Annotated in this window: 20 protein-coding genes; 6 read left to right on the top strand and 14 right to left on the bottom strand. The window is 67.3% G+C overall.

The features are described 5' to 3' along the window. Positions 1-74 precede the first annotated feature (74 nt). From BGO47_RS03225 to BGO47_RS03215, 3 genes are read left to right on the top strand one after another with little or no spacing between them, the layout of a single operon-like run. The gene (locus BGO47_RS03225; RefSeq protein ID WP_292708514.1) at positions 75-1,355 is read left to right on the top strand and encodes a CBS domain-containing protein; all 1,281 of its coding nucleotides are present in this window, start codon (positions 75-77) and stop codon (positions 1,353-1,355) included. After that, entirely contained in the window at positions 1,355-1,924 is a 570-nt protein-coding gene (locus BGO47_RS03220; protein ID WP_292708512.1) for a DUF1003 domain-containing protein, read from the top strand. Before BGO47_RS03225 ends, BGO47_RS03220 begins: the two co-directional genes overlap by 1 nt. A gap of 19 nt (positions 1,925-1,943) precedes the next feature. After that, positions 1,944-3,092, top strand: coding sequence for a P-loop NTPase (locus tag BGO47_RS03215; RefSeq protein ID WP_292708510.1), 1,149 nt, complete (start codon positions 1,944-1,946; stop codon positions 3,090-3,092). On the opposite strand, the gene BGO47_RS03210 is transcribed toward BGO47_RS03215, so the two are convergent. Continuing rightward, a complete protein-coding gene (locus BGO47_RS03210; RefSeq protein ID WP_292708508.1) occupies positions 3,085-3,477 on the bottom strand; it encodes a Sec-independent protein translocase TatB in 393 nt (130 codons plus the stop codon). The two genes, BGO47_RS03215 and BGO47_RS03210, sit on opposite strands and share 8 nt — an antisense overlap. Positions 3,478-3,556: 79 nt before the next feature. Between BGO47_RS03210 and BGO47_RS03205 the strand changes: the two genes are divergently transcribed. After that, on the top strand, positions 3,557-4,189 hold the full coding sequence (locus tag BGO47_RS03205; RefSeq protein WP_292708506.1) for a class I SAM-dependent methyltransferase: 633 nt from the start codon (positions 3,557-3,559) through the stop codon (positions 4,187-4,189). A 66-nt stretch (positions 4,190-4,255) separates the two neighbouring features. Here BGO47_RS03205 and BGO47_RS03200 read toward each other — a convergent pair whose 3' ends face one another. From BGO47_RS03200 to dapE, 3 genes are read right to left on the bottom strand one after another with little or no spacing between them, the layout of a single operon-like run. Continuing rightward, positions 4,256-4,429: a DUF3117 domain-containing protein gene (locus tag BGO47_RS03200; protein WP_076490128.1), complete on the bottom strand. Its 174-nt coding sequence runs from the start codon at positions 4,427-4,429 to the stop codon at positions 4,256-4,258. 35 nt (positions 4,430-4,464) lie between these two features. Next, a complete protein-coding gene (locus BGO47_RS03195) occupies positions 4,465-5,691 on the bottom strand; it encodes a hypothetical protein (protein WP_292708504.1) in 1,227 nt (408 codons plus the stop codon). Continuing rightward, positions 5,679-6,743, bottom strand: a complete 1,065-nt coding sequence (gene dapE, locus BGO47_RS03190) for a succinyl-diaminopimelate desuccinylase (RefSeq protein ID WP_292708502.1) — start codon at positions 6,741-6,743, stop codon at positions 5,679-5,681. The genes BGO47_RS03195 and dapE overlap by 13 nt, the downstream gene beginning before the upstream one ends. Positions 6,744-6,831: 88 nt before the next feature. Here dapE and dapD point away from each other — a divergent pair, with 88 nt between their 5' ends. Then, positions 6,832-7,791, top strand: coding sequence for a 2,3,4,5-tetrahydropyridine-2,6-dicarboxylate N-succinyltransferase (dapD, locus tag BGO47_RS03185; RefSeq protein WP_292708500.1), 960 nt, complete (start codon positions 6,832-6,834; stop codon positions 7,789-7,791). Positions 7,792-7,812: 21 nt separating this feature from the next. On the opposite strand, the gene ddaH is transcribed toward dapD, so the two are convergent. The 9 genes from ddaH to BGO47_RS03140 all read right to left on the bottom strand — a co-directional run bounded on the left by ddaH (position 7,813) and on the right by BGO47_RS03140 (position 16,912). Further along, positions 7,813-8,574, bottom strand: a complete 762-nt coding sequence (gene ddaH, locus BGO47_RS03180) for a dimethylargininase (RefSeq protein WP_292708498.1) — start codon at positions 8,572-8,574, stop codon at positions 7,813-7,815. A 48-nt stretch (positions 8,575-8,622) separates the two neighbouring features. Continuing rightward, positions 8,623-9,918 carry a citrate synthase gene (locus BGO47_RS03175; protein WP_292708496.1) on the bottom strand — a complete coding sequence of 432 codons (1,296 nt, stop codon included), beginning with the start codon at positions 9,916-9,918 and terminating at the stop codon, positions 8,623-8,625. A 218-nt stretch (positions 9,919-10,136) separates the two neighbouring features. Continuing rightward, positions 10,137-11,243, bottom strand: coding sequence for a succinyldiaminopimelate transaminase (dapC, locus tag BGO47_RS03170; protein WP_292708494.1), 1,107 nt, complete (start codon positions 11,241-11,243; stop codon positions 10,137-10,139). A gap of 16 nt (positions 11,244-11,259) precedes the next feature. Continuing rightward, positions 11,260-11,580, bottom strand: a complete 321-nt coding sequence (gene fdxA, locus BGO47_RS03165; RefSeq protein ID WP_292708492.1) for a ferredoxin — start codon at positions 11,578-11,580, stop codon at positions 11,260-11,262. Positions 11,581-11,590: 10 nt separating this feature from the next. Beyond that, complete coding sequence (locus tag BGO47_RS03160; RefSeq protein ID WP_292708490.1) at positions 11,591-11,974, bottom strand: histidinol dehydrogenase; 384 nt, start codon at positions 11,972-11,974, stop codon at positions 11,591-11,593. 35 nt (positions 11,975-12,009) lie between these two features. After that, complete coding sequence (locus BGO47_RS03155; RefSeq protein WP_292708488.1) at positions 12,010-12,324, bottom strand: AzlD domain-containing protein; 315 nt, start codon at positions 12,322-12,324, stop codon at positions 12,010-12,012. Beyond that, positions 12,321-13,103 carry an AzlC family ABC transporter permease gene (locus tag BGO47_RS03150; protein ID WP_292708486.1) on the bottom strand — a complete coding sequence of 261 codons (783 nt, stop codon included), beginning with the start codon at positions 13,101-13,103 and terminating at the stop codon, positions 12,321-12,323. The genes BGO47_RS03155 and BGO47_RS03150 overlap by 4 nt, the downstream gene beginning before the upstream one ends. 94 nt (positions 13,104-13,197) lie before the next feature. Next, the gene (gene typA / locus BGO47_RS03145) at positions 13,198-15,108 is read right to left on the bottom strand and encodes a translational GTPase TypA (protein WP_292708484.1); all 1,911 of its coding nucleotides are present in this window, start codon (positions 15,106-15,108) and stop codon (positions 13,198-13,200) included. A 97-nt stretch (positions 15,109-15,205) separates the two neighbouring features. Next, the gene (locus BGO47_RS03140) at positions 15,206-16,912 is read right to left on the bottom strand and encodes an ABC transporter ATP-binding protein (protein WP_292708672.1); all 1,707 of its coding nucleotides are present in this window, start codon (positions 16,910-16,912) and stop codon (positions 15,206-15,208) included. Positions 16,913-16,974: 62 nt separating this feature from the next. Between BGO47_RS03140 and BGO47_RS03135 the strand changes: the two genes are divergently transcribed. Next, positions 16,975-17,571, top strand: a complete 597-nt coding sequence (locus tag BGO47_RS03135) for a PH domain-containing protein (protein ID WP_292708482.1) — start codon at positions 16,975-16,977, stop codon at positions 17,569-17,571. Here the strand turns inward: BGO47_RS03135 and BGO47_RS03130 are convergent. Next, a complete protein-coding gene (locus tag BGO47_RS03130; RefSeq protein WP_292708480.1) occupies positions 17,562-18,758 on the bottom strand; it encodes an ABC transporter permease in 1,197 nt (398 codons plus the stop codon). The genes BGO47_RS03135 and BGO47_RS03130 overlap by 10 nt on opposite strands. Between the last annotated feature and the right edge of the window lies 1 nt (position 18,759).

Below are 18,759 nucleotides of genomic sequence, written 5' to 3'. Positions count from 1 at the left end.
ATCCGCTGAGTCGCTGCGAATCGCCACTCGTAACCACAGGAGGGCATGCCCGGGCTCGGGGCTACGCTGGATAGGTGAACACGCAGCGGGTCTTTGTCGCGCGCCTCTCGGGCTGCGCCGTCTTCGATCCTGCCGGCGACCGGCTCGGACGCGTCCGCGATGTCGTGGTCGTCTACCGCGCTGATGACCCGCCCCGCGTCGTCGGGCTCGTGGTCGAGATTCCCGGCCGGCGAAACGTGTTCGTCTCGATCGGGCGCGTTACCTCGATCGCACCGGGCCAGGTCATCACCACCGGCCTCATCAACGTCCGCCGGTTCCAGCAGCGCGGTGGCGAGGTGCGGGTTCTCGCCGAACTCCTCGGTCGCCGGGTGTACTTCCGCGACGGATCGGGCGAGGCGGTCGTCGAGGATGCCGCCATCGAGCGTGACCGGCTCGGCGCCTGGGACATCGGCCAGCTGTTCCTGCGCCGTCCGCGCACCAGCGCGTCCCCGTTCACAAAGGGCCCGACCACTCTTGCCAGCTGGGAAGAGGTCACCGAGCAGCTCGATTCGACGCAGGAGCCGTCGGCCGAACAGCTCGTTGCGACCCTGAGCGAGCTGAAGCCCGCGGACCTCGCCAACACCCTGCTCGATCTTCCCGACGCCCGCCTGCTCGAGGTCGCCGAGGAACTACCCGACGACCGCCTCGCCGACGCGCTCGAAGAGATGCCCGAGGATGACCAGGCGCACATTCTCGAGCAATTGGGCGACGAGCGTGCCGCCGACATCCTCGACGCGATGGAACCGGATGACGCAGCCGACCTTCTCGGACAGCTCCCGGCGGGCCGCAGCGAGGCGCTGCTTGATCTCATGGAGCCCGAGGAGGCCGAAGACGTTCGCGAGCTCCTGAAGTACGGCCCCGACACCGCCGGTGGTCTCATGACGAGCGAGCCGATCGTGCTCTCGGCCGAAGCGACGGTCGCCGAAGCACTCGCCCTCATCCGCCGCCACGAGCTGCATCCGGCGCTGGCGGCGTCGGTGTTCATCACCCTGCCCCCGTACGAGACGCCGACGGGGCGGTTCCTGGGCACCGTGCACTTCCAACGGATGCTGCGCTACCCTCCGCACGAGCGGCTCGGTTCCCTGATCGATGACACCATCGAGCCGCTGGCAGCCACCGCGACGGCAGCCGAGGTCGCCCGCATCCTCGCCTCGTACAACCTGGTATCGGTGCCGGTCGTCGACCAAGTCCACCGCCTGGTCGGTGTCGTCAGCGTCGACGACGTGCTCGACTACCTGCTGCCTGAGGACTGGCGCTCGCACTCGACCGACCAGCGACCGGTGTCGTTTCCCTGGACAGGGCCGGTGAAGCTGTGATGGCGCGCTCACCCCGGGGGCTGGACGCTCCCCGCGGTCGGTCGAGCATGCCGATTCGCAGTCGCACGCCCCAGCCCTCGCGGGATCGGTTCGGCCGAGCAACCGAGTGGATCGCCCGCAATATGGGCACCCCCTGGTTCCTGGTGGCTCTCACCCTGTTCTGCGTCGCGTGGATCGCGTGGAACACTGCGGCCCCCGAGAACCTGCGGTTCGATTCGGCAGCAAACGGCTTTACTGCCCTGACGCTCATGCTCTCACTACAGGCGTCCTACGCCGCTCCCCTCATCCTGCTCGCCCAGAACCGGCAGGACGATCGCGACCGCGTGCAGATCGAGCAGGACCGTCAGCGCGCAGAGCGGAACCTCGCCGATACGGAGTACCTCGCGCGCGAGATCGTGGCCTTGCGCATCGCCCTCACCGAGGTGACCTCGGAGGTCGTGACCCGTGACACACTGCGCGCCGAACTGAAGTCGCTGTTGAGAAAGCTCGACGAACGCGCCGAGCAGCAGCCCACCGACGCGGTGCCCTCCGCGGGCCCGACGCTCCCCCACGAGGGCCACTCGGCATGATTCGCAGCGGAGACGTGCGGTGACTGCCGCAGACGAGGTCGCGCGCGCCGTCGGCTCCGTGATCGATCCGGAGTTGCGTCGCCCGATCGGTGAGCTCGGGATGGTTCGCGGCGCTCGGGTCGACGACGGCGCAGCGTGGGTCGACATCGCCCTCACCGTCGCAGGATGCCCCGCCGCCGCACGGATCGAGTCCGACGTTCGCGCCGCGGCGCTGTCGGTCCCCGGGGTGGTGTCGGCCGAGATCACGGTCGGGGTCATGGATGCCGACGAACGCGCTCGCCTTACCGAGATGCTGCGCGCCGGGCGCCCGGCCCGTTCGATGCCGTTCGGTCCCGACTCCCTGACCCGGGTGATCGCCGTCACGAGCGGTAAGGGCGGCGTCGGCAAGTCGACGCTGACGGCGCTCCTGGCGACGACCCTGGCAGCGCGCGGTCTTCGCGTCGGGCTCATAGACGCCGACGTCCACGGATTCTCTATTCCCGGCATCCTGGGTCTTGTCGGACCCGACGGAGCACCACCGCAACCGACCCGGATCGATGACCTCATGCTTCCTCCCGTCGCGCACGGGGTGAAGGTGATTTCGATCGGGATGTTCCTGCGACGCGGTTCGGGGGAAGAGCCACTCGGCGCGGTTGCGTGGCGTGGTCCGATGCTGCACCGCACCGTGCAGCAGTTCCTCACCGACGTCCACTTCGGTGATCTCGACATCCTGCTGCTGGACATGCCGCCGGGTACGGGCGATGTCGCGATCTCTGTCGGGCAACTCCTGCCCCACGCGGAGGTCATCGTGGTGACCACGCCCCAGCGCGCCGCCGCCGACGTCGCGATCCGCTCGGGAATCGTTGCCCGCCAGACGGGTCAGCGCGTGCTGGGGGTCGTCGAGAACATGGCGCCGCTCACCCTTCCCGACGGCACGGTGCTCGATCTGTTCGGCTCCGGGGGCGGCGAGCTTGTCGCCCAGGCGCTGCAGACGGATGCCGAACCCGTCCCGCTCCTCGGCTCGATTCCACTCAGCCAGGGAGTGCGGGCATCCGGCGACGCCGGCGATGTGCACCTCGTGACGGATGCAGCTGACCCTGCCGCAGCGGCGATTGAAGCCGTCGCGGAGGCGGTTCTGGGCTCCGGGCGCGGACTGTCGGGCCGCCCCCTCCCGATGCGCGTCAGGTAGCTTCGGCGTCGAACGGCGGGATCTCACCCACCGCCAGCGGCGGTGCCTTCGTCGATGTCGTGGTCGCTCCAGCAGCGGCCCCGGCCGCGGCCATCGTCGCGGACTGAGCCTTGACAGGCGGCGTCGGCGGGTCATCCAGCAGTGCCTCACGGATGATGCGACGCGGGTCGTACTGCCGTGGATCGAGCGTGCGCCAATCCACGTCGTCGAAGTCCTCGCCCATCTCTTCTTTGACGCGCGAGCCGGCGGAGCGGGCGAAGTCACGGGCTCGGCGCACGAACTGTCCGAGGGCTGCTGCGTAGCGGGGAAGCCGCTGCGGACCGATGATCATCCCGGCGATCAGAGCGATCAGCAGAAGCTTCTCGATCGTGATCCCGTTGAACATGGGTCAAGATTACCCCTCGCGCCTCAGCGAGATTCCGGGTGCGCGCCCGTAGGCTTGCCCCTCAGAGAAAGGGCAGTGCATGGGAGATCACGCGGTCAATCGATTCGTCGAAGAGGTCACTGTCGAACCCGACGCGATCGCCCGCGCTCGCGAGGCGGCGCTCGAACTCGGCGCCGAACCGATCAGCGCCGCGGTCGGTGTGCAGTGTGCCACGATCGCCGCCGTCGGGCGTGCGTTGAACATCGTCGAGATCGGCACGGGCGGCGGAGTCTCCGGGCTGTGGCTGCTGCGCGGAGCGCCGCAGGCGACTCTCACCACGATCGATGTCGAGCCTGAGCATCTGGGGGCAGCGCGTCAGGCATTCGCGCAGGCCAAGGTCCCGCCGGCACGTGCCCGTTTCATCACGGGCCGCGCGGCCGAAGTACTTCCTCGGATGAACGAAGCATCCTACGACATCGTGCTGGTCGACGCCGAGCCCGAGGGCGTCATCGAGTATGTCGAGCACGGGCTGCGCCTGGTGCGCCCCGGCGGCACGGTGCTCGTCCCGCGAGTCCTCGCCGGAGGCGCGGTCGCCGATCCGGTCAAACGCGACGAAGTCACGACTGCGTACCGCTCACTCATTCAAGAGGTCGCGCAGTCCCCCGCCGTCCTGGGCGCACTCAACACCGCGCGGGAAGGACTCCTCCAGCTGACGACTCTCGCGTCGGTCTAGGCGAGGCAGAGACGCCGAAGCGGCCGGTCACCAGACCGGCCGCTTCGTTCGTGAGATCATCGCGCGTTACGCGGCTCCGACAACTCCGCCGAGCACGTCGTACAGTTCCTTGGCCTCGGCGTCATTCACCGAGACGACAAGGCGGCCACCGCCTTCGAGAGGTACTCGCACGATGATGAGGCGGCCTTCCTTCACGGCCTCCATCGGTCCGTCTCCGGTTCGCGGCTTCATGGCTGCCATGGCGGCTCCCTTTCGTCGTGGTCTACCAATCAAGCTTAGGGGATCTGCCAGAAACGGTTGCCGAGTGCATACATGTTGTAGATCCACCACCACTGCCCAGCAAGGCACGCGATGAGCACACCGACGCGCCACACGAGGGACCGCGGCACCGCGAGCGCGCCCCACAGGGGCGAGATCGGCACCAGCAGGCGGAAGATGCTCGACTGAGGGAAGAACACTGCCAGCAGGTAAACGAGGTAGCTGACAACCCAGATGCGGATCTCGGGTCCCAGCGCCCGAACCTGCGGCGTCCAGAGGAGCGCCGCGGCCGCGCCGGCCAGAATGAACACGAGCAGGATGACGCCGCCGGCGGCCCCCCACCCCCAGACCTCTCCCCAAAACGCAGCACCGCGCACGAAAGCGTCAAACGGCAGAAAGTGCCCCGCATCGTCCAGGAGCCAGTTGCGCCGCCAGGCGAGTTCGGTGGCAAGGTAGGCACCGGGGTCCCCCGTGACGACAGCCGCGATGATCTGCCAGGAGAACCCCACAGCGGTGGCGAGCGCGCCGAGCGCGACGATGTGGATGACCTCGCGCACACGAAGCGGTTCGGTGCGGCGTGAGAAGAAGCGCCACATACCGAAGAGCCCGAGAAAGAGCGCGAACGCGAGAACTCCGGGCCGCGTGTAGCCCATGAGAATCACGAGCGGGTAGACCCACACGAAGCGCCGCGCTGTGACCGCCCACAGCGCAAGGAAGAGCCACAACAAAAAGAGGGCTTCTGCGTAGCCGACCTGGAAGAGCGCCGCCAGGGGCCCTGCGGCAAAGAAGGCAGCCGCCCAGATGGCAGCCGATCCCCCGATCCGACCGCGCAGCATCCGGTACAGCACGTAGGTCGCCCCGTACCCGGATGCCAGAGAGATCAGGACGGCGGCGACTCCCCACCACCCGCCCACGAGCGGCGCGATGGCGGCAGCGAGGTATGCGTAGATCGGCATGAATGCCCACTGGTTCTCGGCTACCGCGCCCGCGTCAGTGAGAGGAAGGTCGGTGGGGTATCCGTTGACCGCCAGGAACCAATACCACTGGGCGTCCCACCCCACGACGAGGTCTTGGACACTCGCCCCCGCACCGAAGCGTGTTCCCTCGGCCGATAACGCGGCAGCCAGTGCCAGGAAACCGAATGTGACGGCCCGCGCCGCGAGATAGATGAGCGCAATCGTCAGCGCCGGTGGAATCGACCGCCGGGAGAGCGGCACCGGTGCAGATGTCGTCAGGTCAGCCACGCGCGCAGCCCGCGCTCCACATCCCGGATCTGGGCGACGGCAACGCGCTCTTCGTCGTGATGGGCGAGTTGCGGGTCCCCCGGGCCGTAGTTGACAGCGGGGATGCCGAGAGCCGAGAACCGGGCCACATCCGTCCAGCCGTACTTGGGCTGGGCCGTGCCGCCGACGGCAGCGACGAACTCCTGCGCCAGCGGGTCATCCAGTCCCGGCCGAGCACCCTCGGCCATATCGATGACCTCGACCTCGAAACCCTCGAAGACCTCGCGCACGTGCTCCTCGGCCTCGGCGCCGCTTCGTGAGGGAGCAAAGCGGTAGTTCACCTCGACCTCGCACAGGTCGGGAATGACGTTCCCTGCGACACCGCCCGTGATCCGCACAGCATTGAGGCCTTCTCGGTAGACGAGCCCATCGACGGGAACCTCGCGAGCTGTATAGGCGGCAAGCCGCTCCAGGATCGGCGCCGCCTTGTGGATGGCGTTCTCCCCGATCCACGACCGTGCACTGTGCGAGCGCACACCATGCGTTCGGACGATGGCGCGCATGTGGCCGTTGCAGCCGCCCTCGACCTGCCCATTGGAGGGCTCTCCGAGAATCGCGAAATCGGCGGCTAGCAGGTCGGCACGCGTCGCGGCGATGCGAGTAAGGGCGTTGAGGGCTGCAGCCACCTCCTCGTGGTCGTACCAAATCCACGTGATGTCGGCCTTGGGCGCGACGAGGTCGGCGGCGAGCTTGAGCTGCACGGCAACGCCGGCCTTCATGTCGACGGTGCCGCGCCCCCAGATGAACTCCTCGCCGTCGATGTCGACCGTTCGGGTGGGAACGTTGCCGTTGATCGGCACCGTGTCGATGTGTCCGGCGATCGCGACCCGGCGAGCTCTTCCGAGGTTCGTGCGAGCGATGACCGTGTCGCCATCCCGAATGACCTCGAGGTGCGGCAGAGCACGCACTGCCTCCTCGATCAGGTCTGCGAGATGTCCTTCGTCGCCGGAGACACTGGGGATGTCGCAGATCGCGCGGGTCAGATCGACAGCATTCGAGGTCAAGTCCAGCACTCCTCGAGTCTAGCCAGGGCCCGAAGCGGTGCGATGGGCGAGGCGTCACCGGCACGGCGTCAGGGGCGCGACTCGATACCCTGGAACGATGACGGCACAGCGGATGATCAGCGGTATCGGGGCGGCAACTGTCGCGGCAGACGGCATGGTCTTGGACACCTGGTACCCCTCCCCCCAGTCCGGTGCGCTGTCGGCCAGCCAAAACGCTCACGAGGCTGCGCGTGCTCTCGTCGCCGAGGCTGTGGGCACGGATGACACGCGCGGCGTCAGCATCGAGCAGGTCGAGATCGAGATCGATCTCGACGCGGCACCCTCGGGTACACCGGATGCCTACCTCCGCCTCCACGCGCTGTCACACCGACTCGTGACTCCGAACGACCTCAACCTTGACGGCATCTTCGGCGCGCTCCCCAATGTCGCCTGGACCAACGCCGGCCCCGTCGACCCGCGCGAGCTCGACCGGCGACGCGTACGGCTGCAGCGCGCCGGCATCCAAGTTCAGGGGCTCGACAAGTTCCCCCGCCTCACCGACTACGTCGTGCCCGCCGGTGTCCGCATCGCCGACGCGTCCCGCGTGCGGCTGGGCGCGTACCTGTCGCCCGGAACCACCGTGATGCACGAGGGCTTCGTGAACTTCAACGCCGGGACGCTCGGTCAGAGCATGGTCGAGGGACGGATCTCTCAGGGCGTGATCGTCGGGGACGGCAGCGACATCGGCGGTGGCGCCTCGATCATGGGCACCCTCTCGGGCGGTGGCGCCCACCGTGTCTCGATCGGTGAGCGCACGCTCCTCGGAGCGAACGCCGGCATCGGTATTTCGCTGGGGAACGATTGCGTCGTCGAGGCAGGGCTGTATGTGACCGCCGGGTCGAAGATCGTGCTTGCCGACGAGCCGGTCGGTGCCGACGGCACGCGCCCAACCGTCAAGGGCGCCGAGCTCTCTGGCCGCCACGGCATCCTGTTCCGCCGCAACTCCCTCACCGGCGCAATCGAGGCAGTCCGGCGCGCCGGTGTCGGGGTGACCCTCAACGAAGCGCTACACGCCTGAGGCCGAGCCCGACGGTGGGCGTCAGCGGCGCACGCGAACCGAGAGGCACGTGACGCACCCCTCGAGCTTCTCGAACTCGGTCACGGGCGTCCGGATGACGGTCAGTCCGCGCGACCGGAGCAATGCAGCGGTCTGCGGCGCATCCGCCGACATCAGGACCGTCGCCTCATCGAGCACGACCACCGCCGTGCCGTGCTCTTCGGGTACGGGAAGGAAGCGCGGAAACACTGACGGATCGTCCACGAGCGGCTCGTAGCCGATGACCGTGCCGTCAGGAAGCGCCGTCACGGCGCTCTTCAGATGCAGGACCCGCGTCACCGGCACGGCGACGACCTTCCATCCCCGAGGGCCGAGCAGCGTCTCCAGTTGACGGATGCCGTCGGCGTTGGTCCGCGATGACGCTCCGACATAGACCGTGCGCCCGATCTTGAGCACGTCGCCGCCGTCGAGAGTGCCCGGCGCCTCGATCTCGTGGACAGGAAGACCGAGCGTGTCCACCGCCGCCCGGGCCGTTGCGATCTCGCCGCGTCGAGACTCAGCGCCCGGGCGTCCGATCACGACGATGTCGTCGAACACGACGATGGCATCCTCGATGAAGACGCCGTCGGGTTGGTCCGGGGCCTCAGCCACGTCGACGATCTGCCAGCCACGGTCGCGGTAGACCGAGACATACTCCCGCCACTGAGACAGCGCGAGGTCGGCATCCGCCTCGACTCGGTCGAGGTGTGTCAGCTCCCCCTGAGCGAGAAGCGGGGAGGGAACGCGGACGAGGAGTTTCGGCATCCGTTCAGAATGCCAGATTCCGCGCGGCGGCCCGGCGCAGCAGCTCTCTCAGACGCCCGGGTACATGCGCTCGGGTGCGCCCGTGTACAGCTGCTGCGGCCGACCGATCTTGGTCTGCGGGTCGCCGTTCATCTCGCGCCAGTGCGCGAGCCACCCCGGAAGGCGACCGATCGCGAACAGCACGGTGAACATGCGCGTTGGGAAGCCCATCGCCTTGTACATGACGCCGGTGTAGAAATCGACGTTCGGGTAGAGCCGTCGCTCCTTGAAGTAGTCGTCGTTGAGGGCGATCTCTTCGAGCTGCTTGGCAAGATCCAGCAGCGGGTCGTGCACGCCGAGTTCCGAGAGCACCTCGTCGGCTGACTCCTTGACGAGCTTGGCCCGCGGGTCGTAGTTCTTGTAGACCCGGTGACCGAAGCCCATGAGCTTGACACCGTCTTCTTTGTTCTTGACCCGCTCGACGAAACGCTCGACGCTCTCACCCGAGTCACGGATGCGGGCGAGCATCGAGAGAACCGCCTCGTTCGCGCCGCCGTGAAGCGGGCCGTAGAGCGCGTTGATGCCCGCCGAGATCGACGAGAACTGGTTGGCGCCGGTCGAGCCGACCAGGCGCACCGTCGAGGTGGACGCGTTCTGCTCGTGGTCCTCGTGCAGGATCAGCAACCGCTCGAGTGCGCGGGAGACGACGGGGTTGACCTCGTACAGCTCGGACAGGACACCGAAGTTGAGCTTGAGGAAGTTGTCGACGAAGCTCATCGAGTTGTCGGGGTAGAGGAACGCCTGACCGATGCTCTTCTTGTGGGCGTACGCCGCGATGACCGGAAGCTTCGCGAGAAGCCGGATCGTGTTGACCTCGACGTGCTCGGGGTTGTGAGGATCGGACTCGTCTTCGTAGTAGGTCGACAGGGCCGCGGTCGCCGCCGAGAGCACCGACATCGGGTGCGCCGTCGGAGGCAGCGAACCGAAGAAGCGCTTGAGGTCCTCGTGAAGCAGTGTGTGGCGACGAATGCGGTTGTCGAACGCTGCGAGTTCGTCGGCAGTCGGCAGCTCACCGTAGATGAGCAGCCACGCGACCTCAAGGTACGTACTGTGCGTCGCGAGCTGCTCGATCGGATAGCCGCGGTAGCGCAGGATGCCGGCATCCCCGTCGATGTAGGTGATCGCCGACTTCGTCGATGCCGTGTTGACGAACCCGTAGTCCAAAGCCGTGACCCCGGTCTGCCGGGTAAGTGTTGCGACGTCGATGCTCGGCACCCCGTCTGTGCCGTGGAGCACGGGGAACTCGGCGGTCCGATCACCGACGGTCAGGATGGCCTTGTCCTGCGGGGTCTGCGCGTCGTCCACGGCGCCTCCTTGCATTGTCTGGGGCTGTCGTCGGCACCGGGACGGGTTCGCCGCCTCGCGGAGCCGTCCAAGCACGCATCGGTGCCCGGGCTGCCATTACAGCCTAGTAGTCGGCTCGGCCTACTGTGCGCACAGCCAAAGCGCTGGCGGATTCGATAGAGGAACCCTCGCAGTATTGCCCCGGCGCGGCGCTGTGAGGGGTGCGGCCGGCACGGGGTCTAACCACGGCGGAGGCGGTCCGCCGCGGCGGCAATGCGCTCATCGGTTGCCGTCAAGGACAACCGGACGTGGTGTGTGTGCTGTGCCCCATAGAAGACACCAGGCCCCACGAGGATGCCGCGCTGCGCGAACCACGCGACCGAGTTCCAGGCGTCCTCACCGCGGGTGAGCCACAGATACAGGCCGGCTTCGCTGCGATCGACCCGGAAACCGGCCTCCTCGACGGCAGGGCGAAGTACCTCGCGCCGCTGCCGGTACAGCTCGCGCTGCTCGGCGACATGCTCGTCATCACGCAGGGCCGCGGCCATGGCAGCCTGAACGGGCGCAGGCGGCATCAGCCCCAGGTGTTTACGAGCTGTCAGCATCCGTTCGATGATCTCGGTGTCCCCGGCGACGAAAGCTGCGCGGTATCCGGCAAGGTTCGACTGCTTGCTCAGCGAATACACCGACAAGATCCCGGTGTTGTCCCCGTCGGTTACGCGGGGGTCCAGCGCCGACGGAATCGCCTCGCGATCCCACGGCGCATCCCACCCGAGTTCGGCATAGCACTCGTCGCTCGCGAGCACCGCGCCGAGCTCCTTCGCCCGGTCACGGGCGACACGAAGCGCTGCGGCATCCAGCACCGCGCCGTCGGGATTCCCCGGCGAGTTCACCCAGACCAGCCGCGTGTTCTCGGGCCACTGTTCCGGATCATCAGTGGCAATCGGGGTTGCGCCGACAACGCGTGCTCCAACCTCATACGTCGGGTAAGCCGCCACCGGGTGTACGACGACATCTCCCGGTCCGAGGCCCAGGAGCAGCGGCAGGAGGGCGACGAGTTCCTTCGACCCGATGGTCGGGAGCACAGCGTCAATCGTGAGCCCCGGGACTTCCCGACGACGCGCGTACCAGTCGACGATTGCCTCGCGCAGCAACGGGGTGCCGACCGTCTGCGGGTAGGCGTGCGCGTCGGTCGAGGCGGCAAGAGCTCGCGCGATCACCTCGGGAGTCGGATCTACCGGCGAACCGATCGAAAGATCGACCATCCCGTCTGGGTGCGAGCGGGCCTGCGCGGCGTAGGGCGCCATCGCGTCCCACGGGTAATCGGCCAGGTCGGCGACGCCCATCCGTCGGAGCCCGGGATCAGTGGTTCTGCGGCGGCAGCGCGGCAATGATCGGGTGATCCTTGGGGATCACCCCGACCTTGGCCGCCCCACCGGGCGAGCCGAGGTCATCGAAGAACTCGACATTCGCCTTGTAGTAGTCCTGCCATTCCTCGGGCAGGTCATCTTCGTAGTAGATCGCCTCAACGGGGCACACGGGCTCGCAAGCGCCGCAGTCGACACACTCATCCGGATGGATGTAGAGGCTGCGTTCCCCCTCATAGATGCAGTCGACGGGGCACTCGTCGATGCAGGCACGATCCTTGACATCGACGCACGGAAGGGCGATCACATACGTCACGAGTGCAAGTCTAGTCGGCTGCCTCAGCCGCCCGGCCGCGATCGACACGCTCGGGCCAGGCGACAACGAAGGCCGTCACAAGGGGCAGCCACAACGTCCACACGACGCCCAGGATCGACTGCGGCACAATGACCGAGCCACCGGCTCCCGTGCCCGAGAGCACGACCGTGACGCCCATGGCGCCAACCCCGGTGGCAAGCGCGGCCCACCGGTCAGCCGTGAGCAGGCGCACCGCGATGATGATTGCCGCCCCCGCCACCATGGCCAGCACAAGCCCCACCGGTATCCCGAACACCCGGTACGCATGGCTGACGGTGCCCGCGGCCCCGTAGATCGCACCGACGATCAACGCGACGACCCACGCGGCAAGGCGAACGAACGAGAAGCGCGGCACCGCATCACTGTATCGCGGCGGTGCTGTGCGAAACCTCAGACAGCTAGGCCCCACCACCGCAGCGCTGCCGCTACCGCAGCCGCAGCAACCACCACGACGAGGAACGGCGCGCGCAGCAGGAGCAGACCGGCAGCCACGAGCACGGCGGGGACGCGGGCATCCACCACGATCTGCTGCCCGACCCCGAGCGTTTGCACGGACACGAGCGCAGCGAGGAGGGCGACCGTCAGGAGGTCGGCGATCCGCGCGGGTCGAGGCGCCTCAAGCAAGCAGGGCGGAACGAGATACCCGGTCACCTTGAGCGCCAGGCAGATGACAGACGCCAGCGCGATCGCGCTCCACAGCGTCACGGCAGCCCCACCCGTTCTGGCACATCGTCGGGTTCATCGGGGCCTCCGGGCCGAGCATCCCGATCGGTCTGCGGCCGCGACCCCCAGTCGAACCAGCCGACCACAATCGCAACCACAGCGGCGATCAGCACCGGAAGGCCAGGCATGAGCGAAGGCGTGAGCACGGTAGCCACCACGGCAGCCGCGATCCCCACGACGATCGGCTGCCTCCCGCGCAGACGAGGCCACAGCAAGGCGAGGAAGGCTGCTGCGGCCGCGGCGTCCAATCCGTACGCGCGCGGGTCGCCGAGCACGTCGCCCAGGAGCGCACCCACGAGGGTCGAGAGGTTCCACCCGATGTAGATACCGATGCCGGTGACCCAGAAGCCGACGGTTCGTGCGCGCGGCGTCGGCTGCGCGAGAGCGACTGCCGTGGACTCGTCGATCGTGAAGTGGGGCGCCGCGATGCGGGTGAAGCGCCCCGGAGGCAACAGGGTCGACATCCGGATGCCGTACGCGACGTTTCGCACACCCAAGAGCGCGGCCGATGCGACAGCTGCCGGGATCGCCGCGAGTCCCCCGGCGGAGATCACTCCCACGAAGGCGAACTGCGAGCCTCCGGTGAACATGACGAGGCTGAGGATGCAGGTCTGCCAGACATCGAGTCCTGCCGCTACCGAAAGCGCGCCGAACGATATGCCGTAGGCACTCGTCGCGAGAGCGACACTCAGGCCCTGGCGCCACGCAGCGCGCGCCGCATCCGTTCCATCGGGTTGCGACAGAGACTCGCTCGACGGCATGCTCGCCATCCTCTCAGGTCGCGAGCTTGCGCGCAGTCGACGGCACCCTCCCGTCGCGAACGAGGCGAGATAAAGGCGCGCCCGAGGTCGCCGGTCAGGCGTTGGCGTCCTGACGCTTCAGGCGGGACGCCGCCCGACCGCGCTCGGTCGCATCCAGGACGACCTTGCGGATGCGCACCTTCTCGGGCGTCACCTCCACGCACTCGTCTTCGCGAGCGAACTCGAGGCTCTCTTCCAGAGAGAGCAAGCGCGGCGGAGTCATCGACTCGAACGTGTCGGCCGTGGAGGAGCGCATGTTGGTGAGCTTCTTCTCCTTGGTGATGTTCACGTCCATGTCATCGCTGCGCGAGTTCTCACCGATGACCATGCCCTCGTAGACCTCTTCGGTGGGTTGCACGAAGAAGCTCATGCGCTCCTGGAGCGCGATGATCGCGAAGGGGGTCACGACGCCGGAGCGGTCGGCGACGATCGACCCGTTCTGGCGCGTCACGATCTGCCCCGCCCACGGTTCGTAGCCGTGCGAGATCGCGTTGGCGATGCCGGTGCCGCGGGTCGTCGTGAGGAATTCGGTGCGGAAGCCGATGAGCCCGCGGGACGGCACGATGAATTCCATGCGCACCCAGCCGGTGCCGTGGTTGGTCATGTTGTCCATGCGCCCCTTGCGGGCAGCGAGCAGCTGTGTGATCGCCCCGAGGTATTCCTCGGGCGCGTCGATGGTCAGGTGCTCGAAGGGCTCGTAGGTCTTCCCATCGATCTTCTTGGTGACCACCTGAGGCTTGCCGACGGTCAGCTCGAAGCCTTCGCGGCGCATGTTCTCGACGAGGATCGCGAGCGCCAACTCGCCGCGGCCCTGCACCTCCCAGGCATCCGGGCGTCCGATGTCGACGACCTTGATGGAGACGTTACCGATCAGCTCACGGTCCAGGCGGTCCTTGACCATACGCGCGGTGAGCTTGTGCCCCTTGACCTTGCCGACCAGCGGAGAGGTGTTGGTGCCGATCGTCATCGAGATCGCAGGATCATCGACGGTGATCGCCGGAAGCGGGCGTACGTCCTCCGGGTCGGCTATCGTCTCACCGATCGTGATCTCCTCGATCCCGGCGATCGCGACGATGTCGCCCGGGCCCGCGGACTCTGCGGGATAGCGCTCGAGGGCGCGGGTCTTGAGAAGCTCGGTGATTCTCGCGTTGGAGTGGGATCCGTCGTGGCGCACCCACGCGACCGTCTGGCCCTTCTTGAGCGTGCCGTTGAACACGCGCAGCAGCGCGAGGCGACCGAGGAACGGGCTCGAGTCGAGGTTCGTGACCCACGCCTGCAGGGGGGCCTCGTCGTCATATGACGGCGCAGGAACGTGCTCGAGGATCGCTTCGAACAGCGGCTCGAGGTCGTCATTGTCGGGAAGTGATCCGTTTGCAGGGCGGTTGCGTGACGCTGCGCCGGCGCGACCGGAGGCATAAACGACGGGAACGTCGAGCAGGGCATCGACGTCGAGATCCGGGACGTCTTCCTGCAGGTCGGAGGCAAGGCCCAGCAGCAGGTCGTGCGATTCCTCCTCGACCTCGGCGATACGAGCATCCGGCCGGTCGGTCTTGTTGACGAGCAGGATGACGGGAAGTTTCGCCTCGAGCGCCTTGCGCAGCACGAAGCGCGTCTGCGGAAGCGGCCCCTCGGAGGCATCCACCAGCAGCACGACGCCATCGACCATCGACAGGCCGCGCTCGACCTCTCCCCCGAAGTCCGCGTGACCGGGCGTATCGATCACGTTGATCGTCACGGGGACTTCGGTGTGGACACCGTTGTACGTGATGGCGGTGTTCTTCGCGAGGATCGTGATGCCCTTTTCGCGCTCGAGGTCGTTCGAGTCCATCGCGCGCTCTTCGACGTGTGCGTGTTCCCCGAACGAGCCGGTCTGGCGCAGCATCGCATCCACGAGCGTGGTCTTGCCGTGGTCGACGTGCGCGACGATAGCGACGTTTCGGAGGTCCGAACGGAGGGCATGCGCCATGAGGGAATCCTTGGGGTGGGGAGGCGGCCGGGATGCCGGCGCCTTCCAGGATATCTCAGGACCGCTTGCGGCCAGCTGAGCGAAGCGTTCTCCCGCTTTAGGCGGACTTCTGCTCGGCCAGGAGCGCCGCGCGAGCCTCGCGACGCTGCCGCTGCTCAGCGGGATCCGGAACGGGCACTGCCGCGATGAGCCGCTTGGTGTAGTCATCCTGCGGGTTGCGCAGAATCTGCTCCTTCGTGCCCTGCTCGACAATCTTTCCGTGCTGCATCACAGCGATCCGGTCAGCCAGCAGGTCGACCACGGCGAGATCGTGTGTCACGAACAGCGTCGCGAACTGCTTTTCCTTCTGGATCGCCTGCAACAGTTCGAGCACGCGCGCCTGAACCGAGACATCCAGCGCGCTCGTGGGCTCATCGGCCACCAGGACAGTGGGATCGAGGGCCAGAGCGCGGGCGATACCGATGCGCTGACGCTGTCCACCCGAGAGCTCGTGCGGGTACCGGTTGCGGAAATCGCGCGGCAACTCAACGAGGTCAAGCAGATCCTCGACCCGCTTGGAGATCTCTTTGCGATCACGACCGGCGAGCTCGAGCGGCTCGCCGATCGACTCGCCGACGGGCCAGCGCGGGTTCAGCGACGAGCCGGGATCCTGGAACACGATCCCGAGCTTGCGGCGTACTGCGCGCAGTTCCTTGGGGCTGACCCCGACCATGTCCTGGCCCGCGACGCGAAGGCTTCCCTCCGCGACGGGCACGAGGCCGACGATGGCACGCGCGATCGTCGTCTTGCCCGACCCCGACTCACCCACGAGCCCGAGCACCTCGCCCGGCCGGATCGACAGCGTGGCATCCGACACTGCGCGGAAAGCGGGCACGCGACCGCGCTTGGGATACTCGATTGAGACGTTCTCGAGGCGCAGCGCCGCCGTCGACTCGTCGCGGTGCGCTTCCTCTTCAACCCGGGCTTCACCCAAACCCAAGTGGGGCACGGATGCCATGAGCGCTCGGGTATAGGGATGCTCGGCCTCGCCGAAGACCTGCGAGGCGGACCCGTATTCGACGACGTCGCCGTCCTTCATCACCATGACGTCATCGGCCATGTCGGCCACCACGCCCATGTCGTGGGTGATGAGGATGATGGCGGAGTCGAGCTTCGTGTGCAGGTTGCGCAGCAGATCGAGGATCTCGGCCTGCACCGTGACATCCAGGGCTGTCGTCGGCTCGTCGGCGACGAGAACGCGGGGCTCGAGCGAGATCGACTGAGCGATCATGGCCCGCTGGCGCTGACCGCCCGAGAGCTGGTGCGGGTACGAGTTGAACGCCTTCAGGGGGTCGGGCATCTCGACAAGCCTCAGCAGCTCAAGCGAACGCTCCTTGGCCTGCTTGCGCGTCATCCCCGGCCGGTGCGTCATGAGCGCCTCGGAAATCTGGAACCCCACCGTGTAGACGGGGTTGAGGGCCGTCATCGGCTCCTGGAAGATCGCCGCGATCCCCTCGCCGCGGACCTTACGCAGCGCCTCAGGCCTGGCCCCGATCAGCTCCGTGCCGGCAAGCTTTGCACTGCCGGTCACCCTGGCGCTCTTGGGCAACAGGCCCATGATCGCCATGCTGCTCGTGCTCTTTCCCGAGCCGGACTCACCCACAACTGCCAGCACCTTGCCGGGCATGAGGTCATAGCTGACGTGCTTGGCAGCTGCCACCCAGGTCCCGCCGACGAAGAACTCGACACCGAGGTTGGAGACCGAGAGGGCCGGTCCGGAGTTCGGTATTGCAGCCTTCGCCGCTGCCCGATCCTTCCGGCCCATACGCCCGCCGGTGCGCGGCTGATCAGAGGTCATCGTTCGTTCTCCCGTGTCAGGATGGGCGCATGCCCGAACCGGTCACTCTTCGCCCTCGCGGCGGCATGATCATCGCCGCGATTGCCTTGGTGATCGCGGCAGCTGCGCTGGTGTTCATCGCCATAGACGGCGGTCTTCTCGATCTCGCCCGCTGGGCGTGGCCTGTCGTCCTGCTCGGCTGGGGCGCTTGGCTGCTGTACCTGCGCCCGTACGTTCGCGTGTCGGAAGGTTTCGTCGAGATCAGCAACCTTGTGCGCACGTACCGTGTGCCCTGGGGTGACATCGACAGCGTCGATTCGCGCTTCGCGCTCACGATCCGCACGCGCGGCGGCCGCGTCATCCGCGCCTGGGCAGCGCCCGCGCCCGGCGCCCGCCAAGCCCTGTCGACGCAGCGCGCCGACGTGACTCACACGCCGGGAGATGACGACACGCGCCGTCCGTCGGATGCCGAAGGAACCGCATCGGGCGACGCCGCCGGCCTCGTGCGCCGCGAGCTGGAGCGTCACCGACGGGAAGGCACCGCGGCCGTTGGCCAGACCGCGCTGACGTGGCATCCGCTGCTGATCGCCGGCACCACCGCGCTTGCCGCCGCCGCCGCGGTGAGCCTCGTGCTGCCTCACGGCTGATCACCCGGCCTGTCGCCGCGACCGCCAGGCGGCCCCGACCTGCCGCCGAGGTCGGTGAACTCATCCGAGTACGGTTCATCGGACTCCGACGTCGGTCCCTCGACCATCGTCACGGCCTGAACCGAGGGGATCGCGGCGACGGCACGCGCGGCCTTGCGGCGGCTGGTCTTCGCTTGCTGGCGCGGGTCGAAGGCGTCGCGCAGACCATCGCCGATGAAGTTGATGCACAGGGCAAGCAGAATGATGAACAGACCCGGCCACCAGAACAGCCACGGACGCGTGCGGAACGCCTCGCGGTACTCCGAAATGATCTGACCCAGCGACACATCCGGGTACTGGATGCCGAAGCCGAGGAAGCTCAGCGCCGCCTCCGTCAGCACCGCCGCACTCATGAGCAGTGTCGTGTTGACGATGATCACACCTACCGCGTTGGGCAGGATGTGCCGGAAGATGATGCGCGCGTTGCTGGCTCCGGCGACCCGGGCGGCATCCACGAACTCACGTTCTCGAAGCGAGAGGAAATCTCCGCGTACCAGGCGTGCGAGTCCCGTCCAGCTCAGGATGCCGAGGAACAGCCCGAAGACGAACGCGTTGCCGCCGAACAGCTTCCCCATGATCGAGCCGAGAACGATGATCGGGATGATGATGATGACGTCGGTGAATCGCATGATGAGCGAGTCCGACCAACCGCGGAAGTAGCCCGACACGGCGCCGAGGCTCACGCCGACGACGAGCGACACCAGGCCGACGAGGAACATGACGGTGATCGACTGCTGCGTGCCGCGCATGACCTGCGCGAACACGTCCTTGCCCAGGGTGTCCTGACCGAAGGGGTGCTCGCCGAGACTGAACGGCCACCACGTGATCGTCGGAGCCCCGCCGTTGACGACGGGGTAGGCGGTCCACCAGTTCAGGGGCCACCAGCCCTCGATGCGCCATCCGTTGATCGTGAGGGTTCCAGATGCATCGGCTTGCAGGGAACCCGTACCCCCGATGACGGTGCCTACCGAAGTGAACGCGAGAAGGATGATGAGCACGAGCACGATGAGGGCGGTCATCGCGAGCTTGTGGCGGAAGAACCGGCGGCGAACCAGCGCCCCCTGGCTCATGCCGGCGACGGCCTTCTGTTCGATCGTCTGCTCGGAGCCCCGGTCCTGGGGCGCATCTGTGGGAAGTGAAGTCGCCATG

Source organism: Microbacterium sp. 67-17 (assembly GCF_001898325.1).
In the GTDB taxonomy this organism is placed as follows: Bacteria; Actinomycetota; Actinomycetes; order Actinomycetales; family Microbacteriaceae; genus Microbacterium; species Microbacterium schleiferi.
Note: the sequence above shows the minus strand (reverse complement) of the source record. Positions and strands in the feature narration are given on the sequence as shown.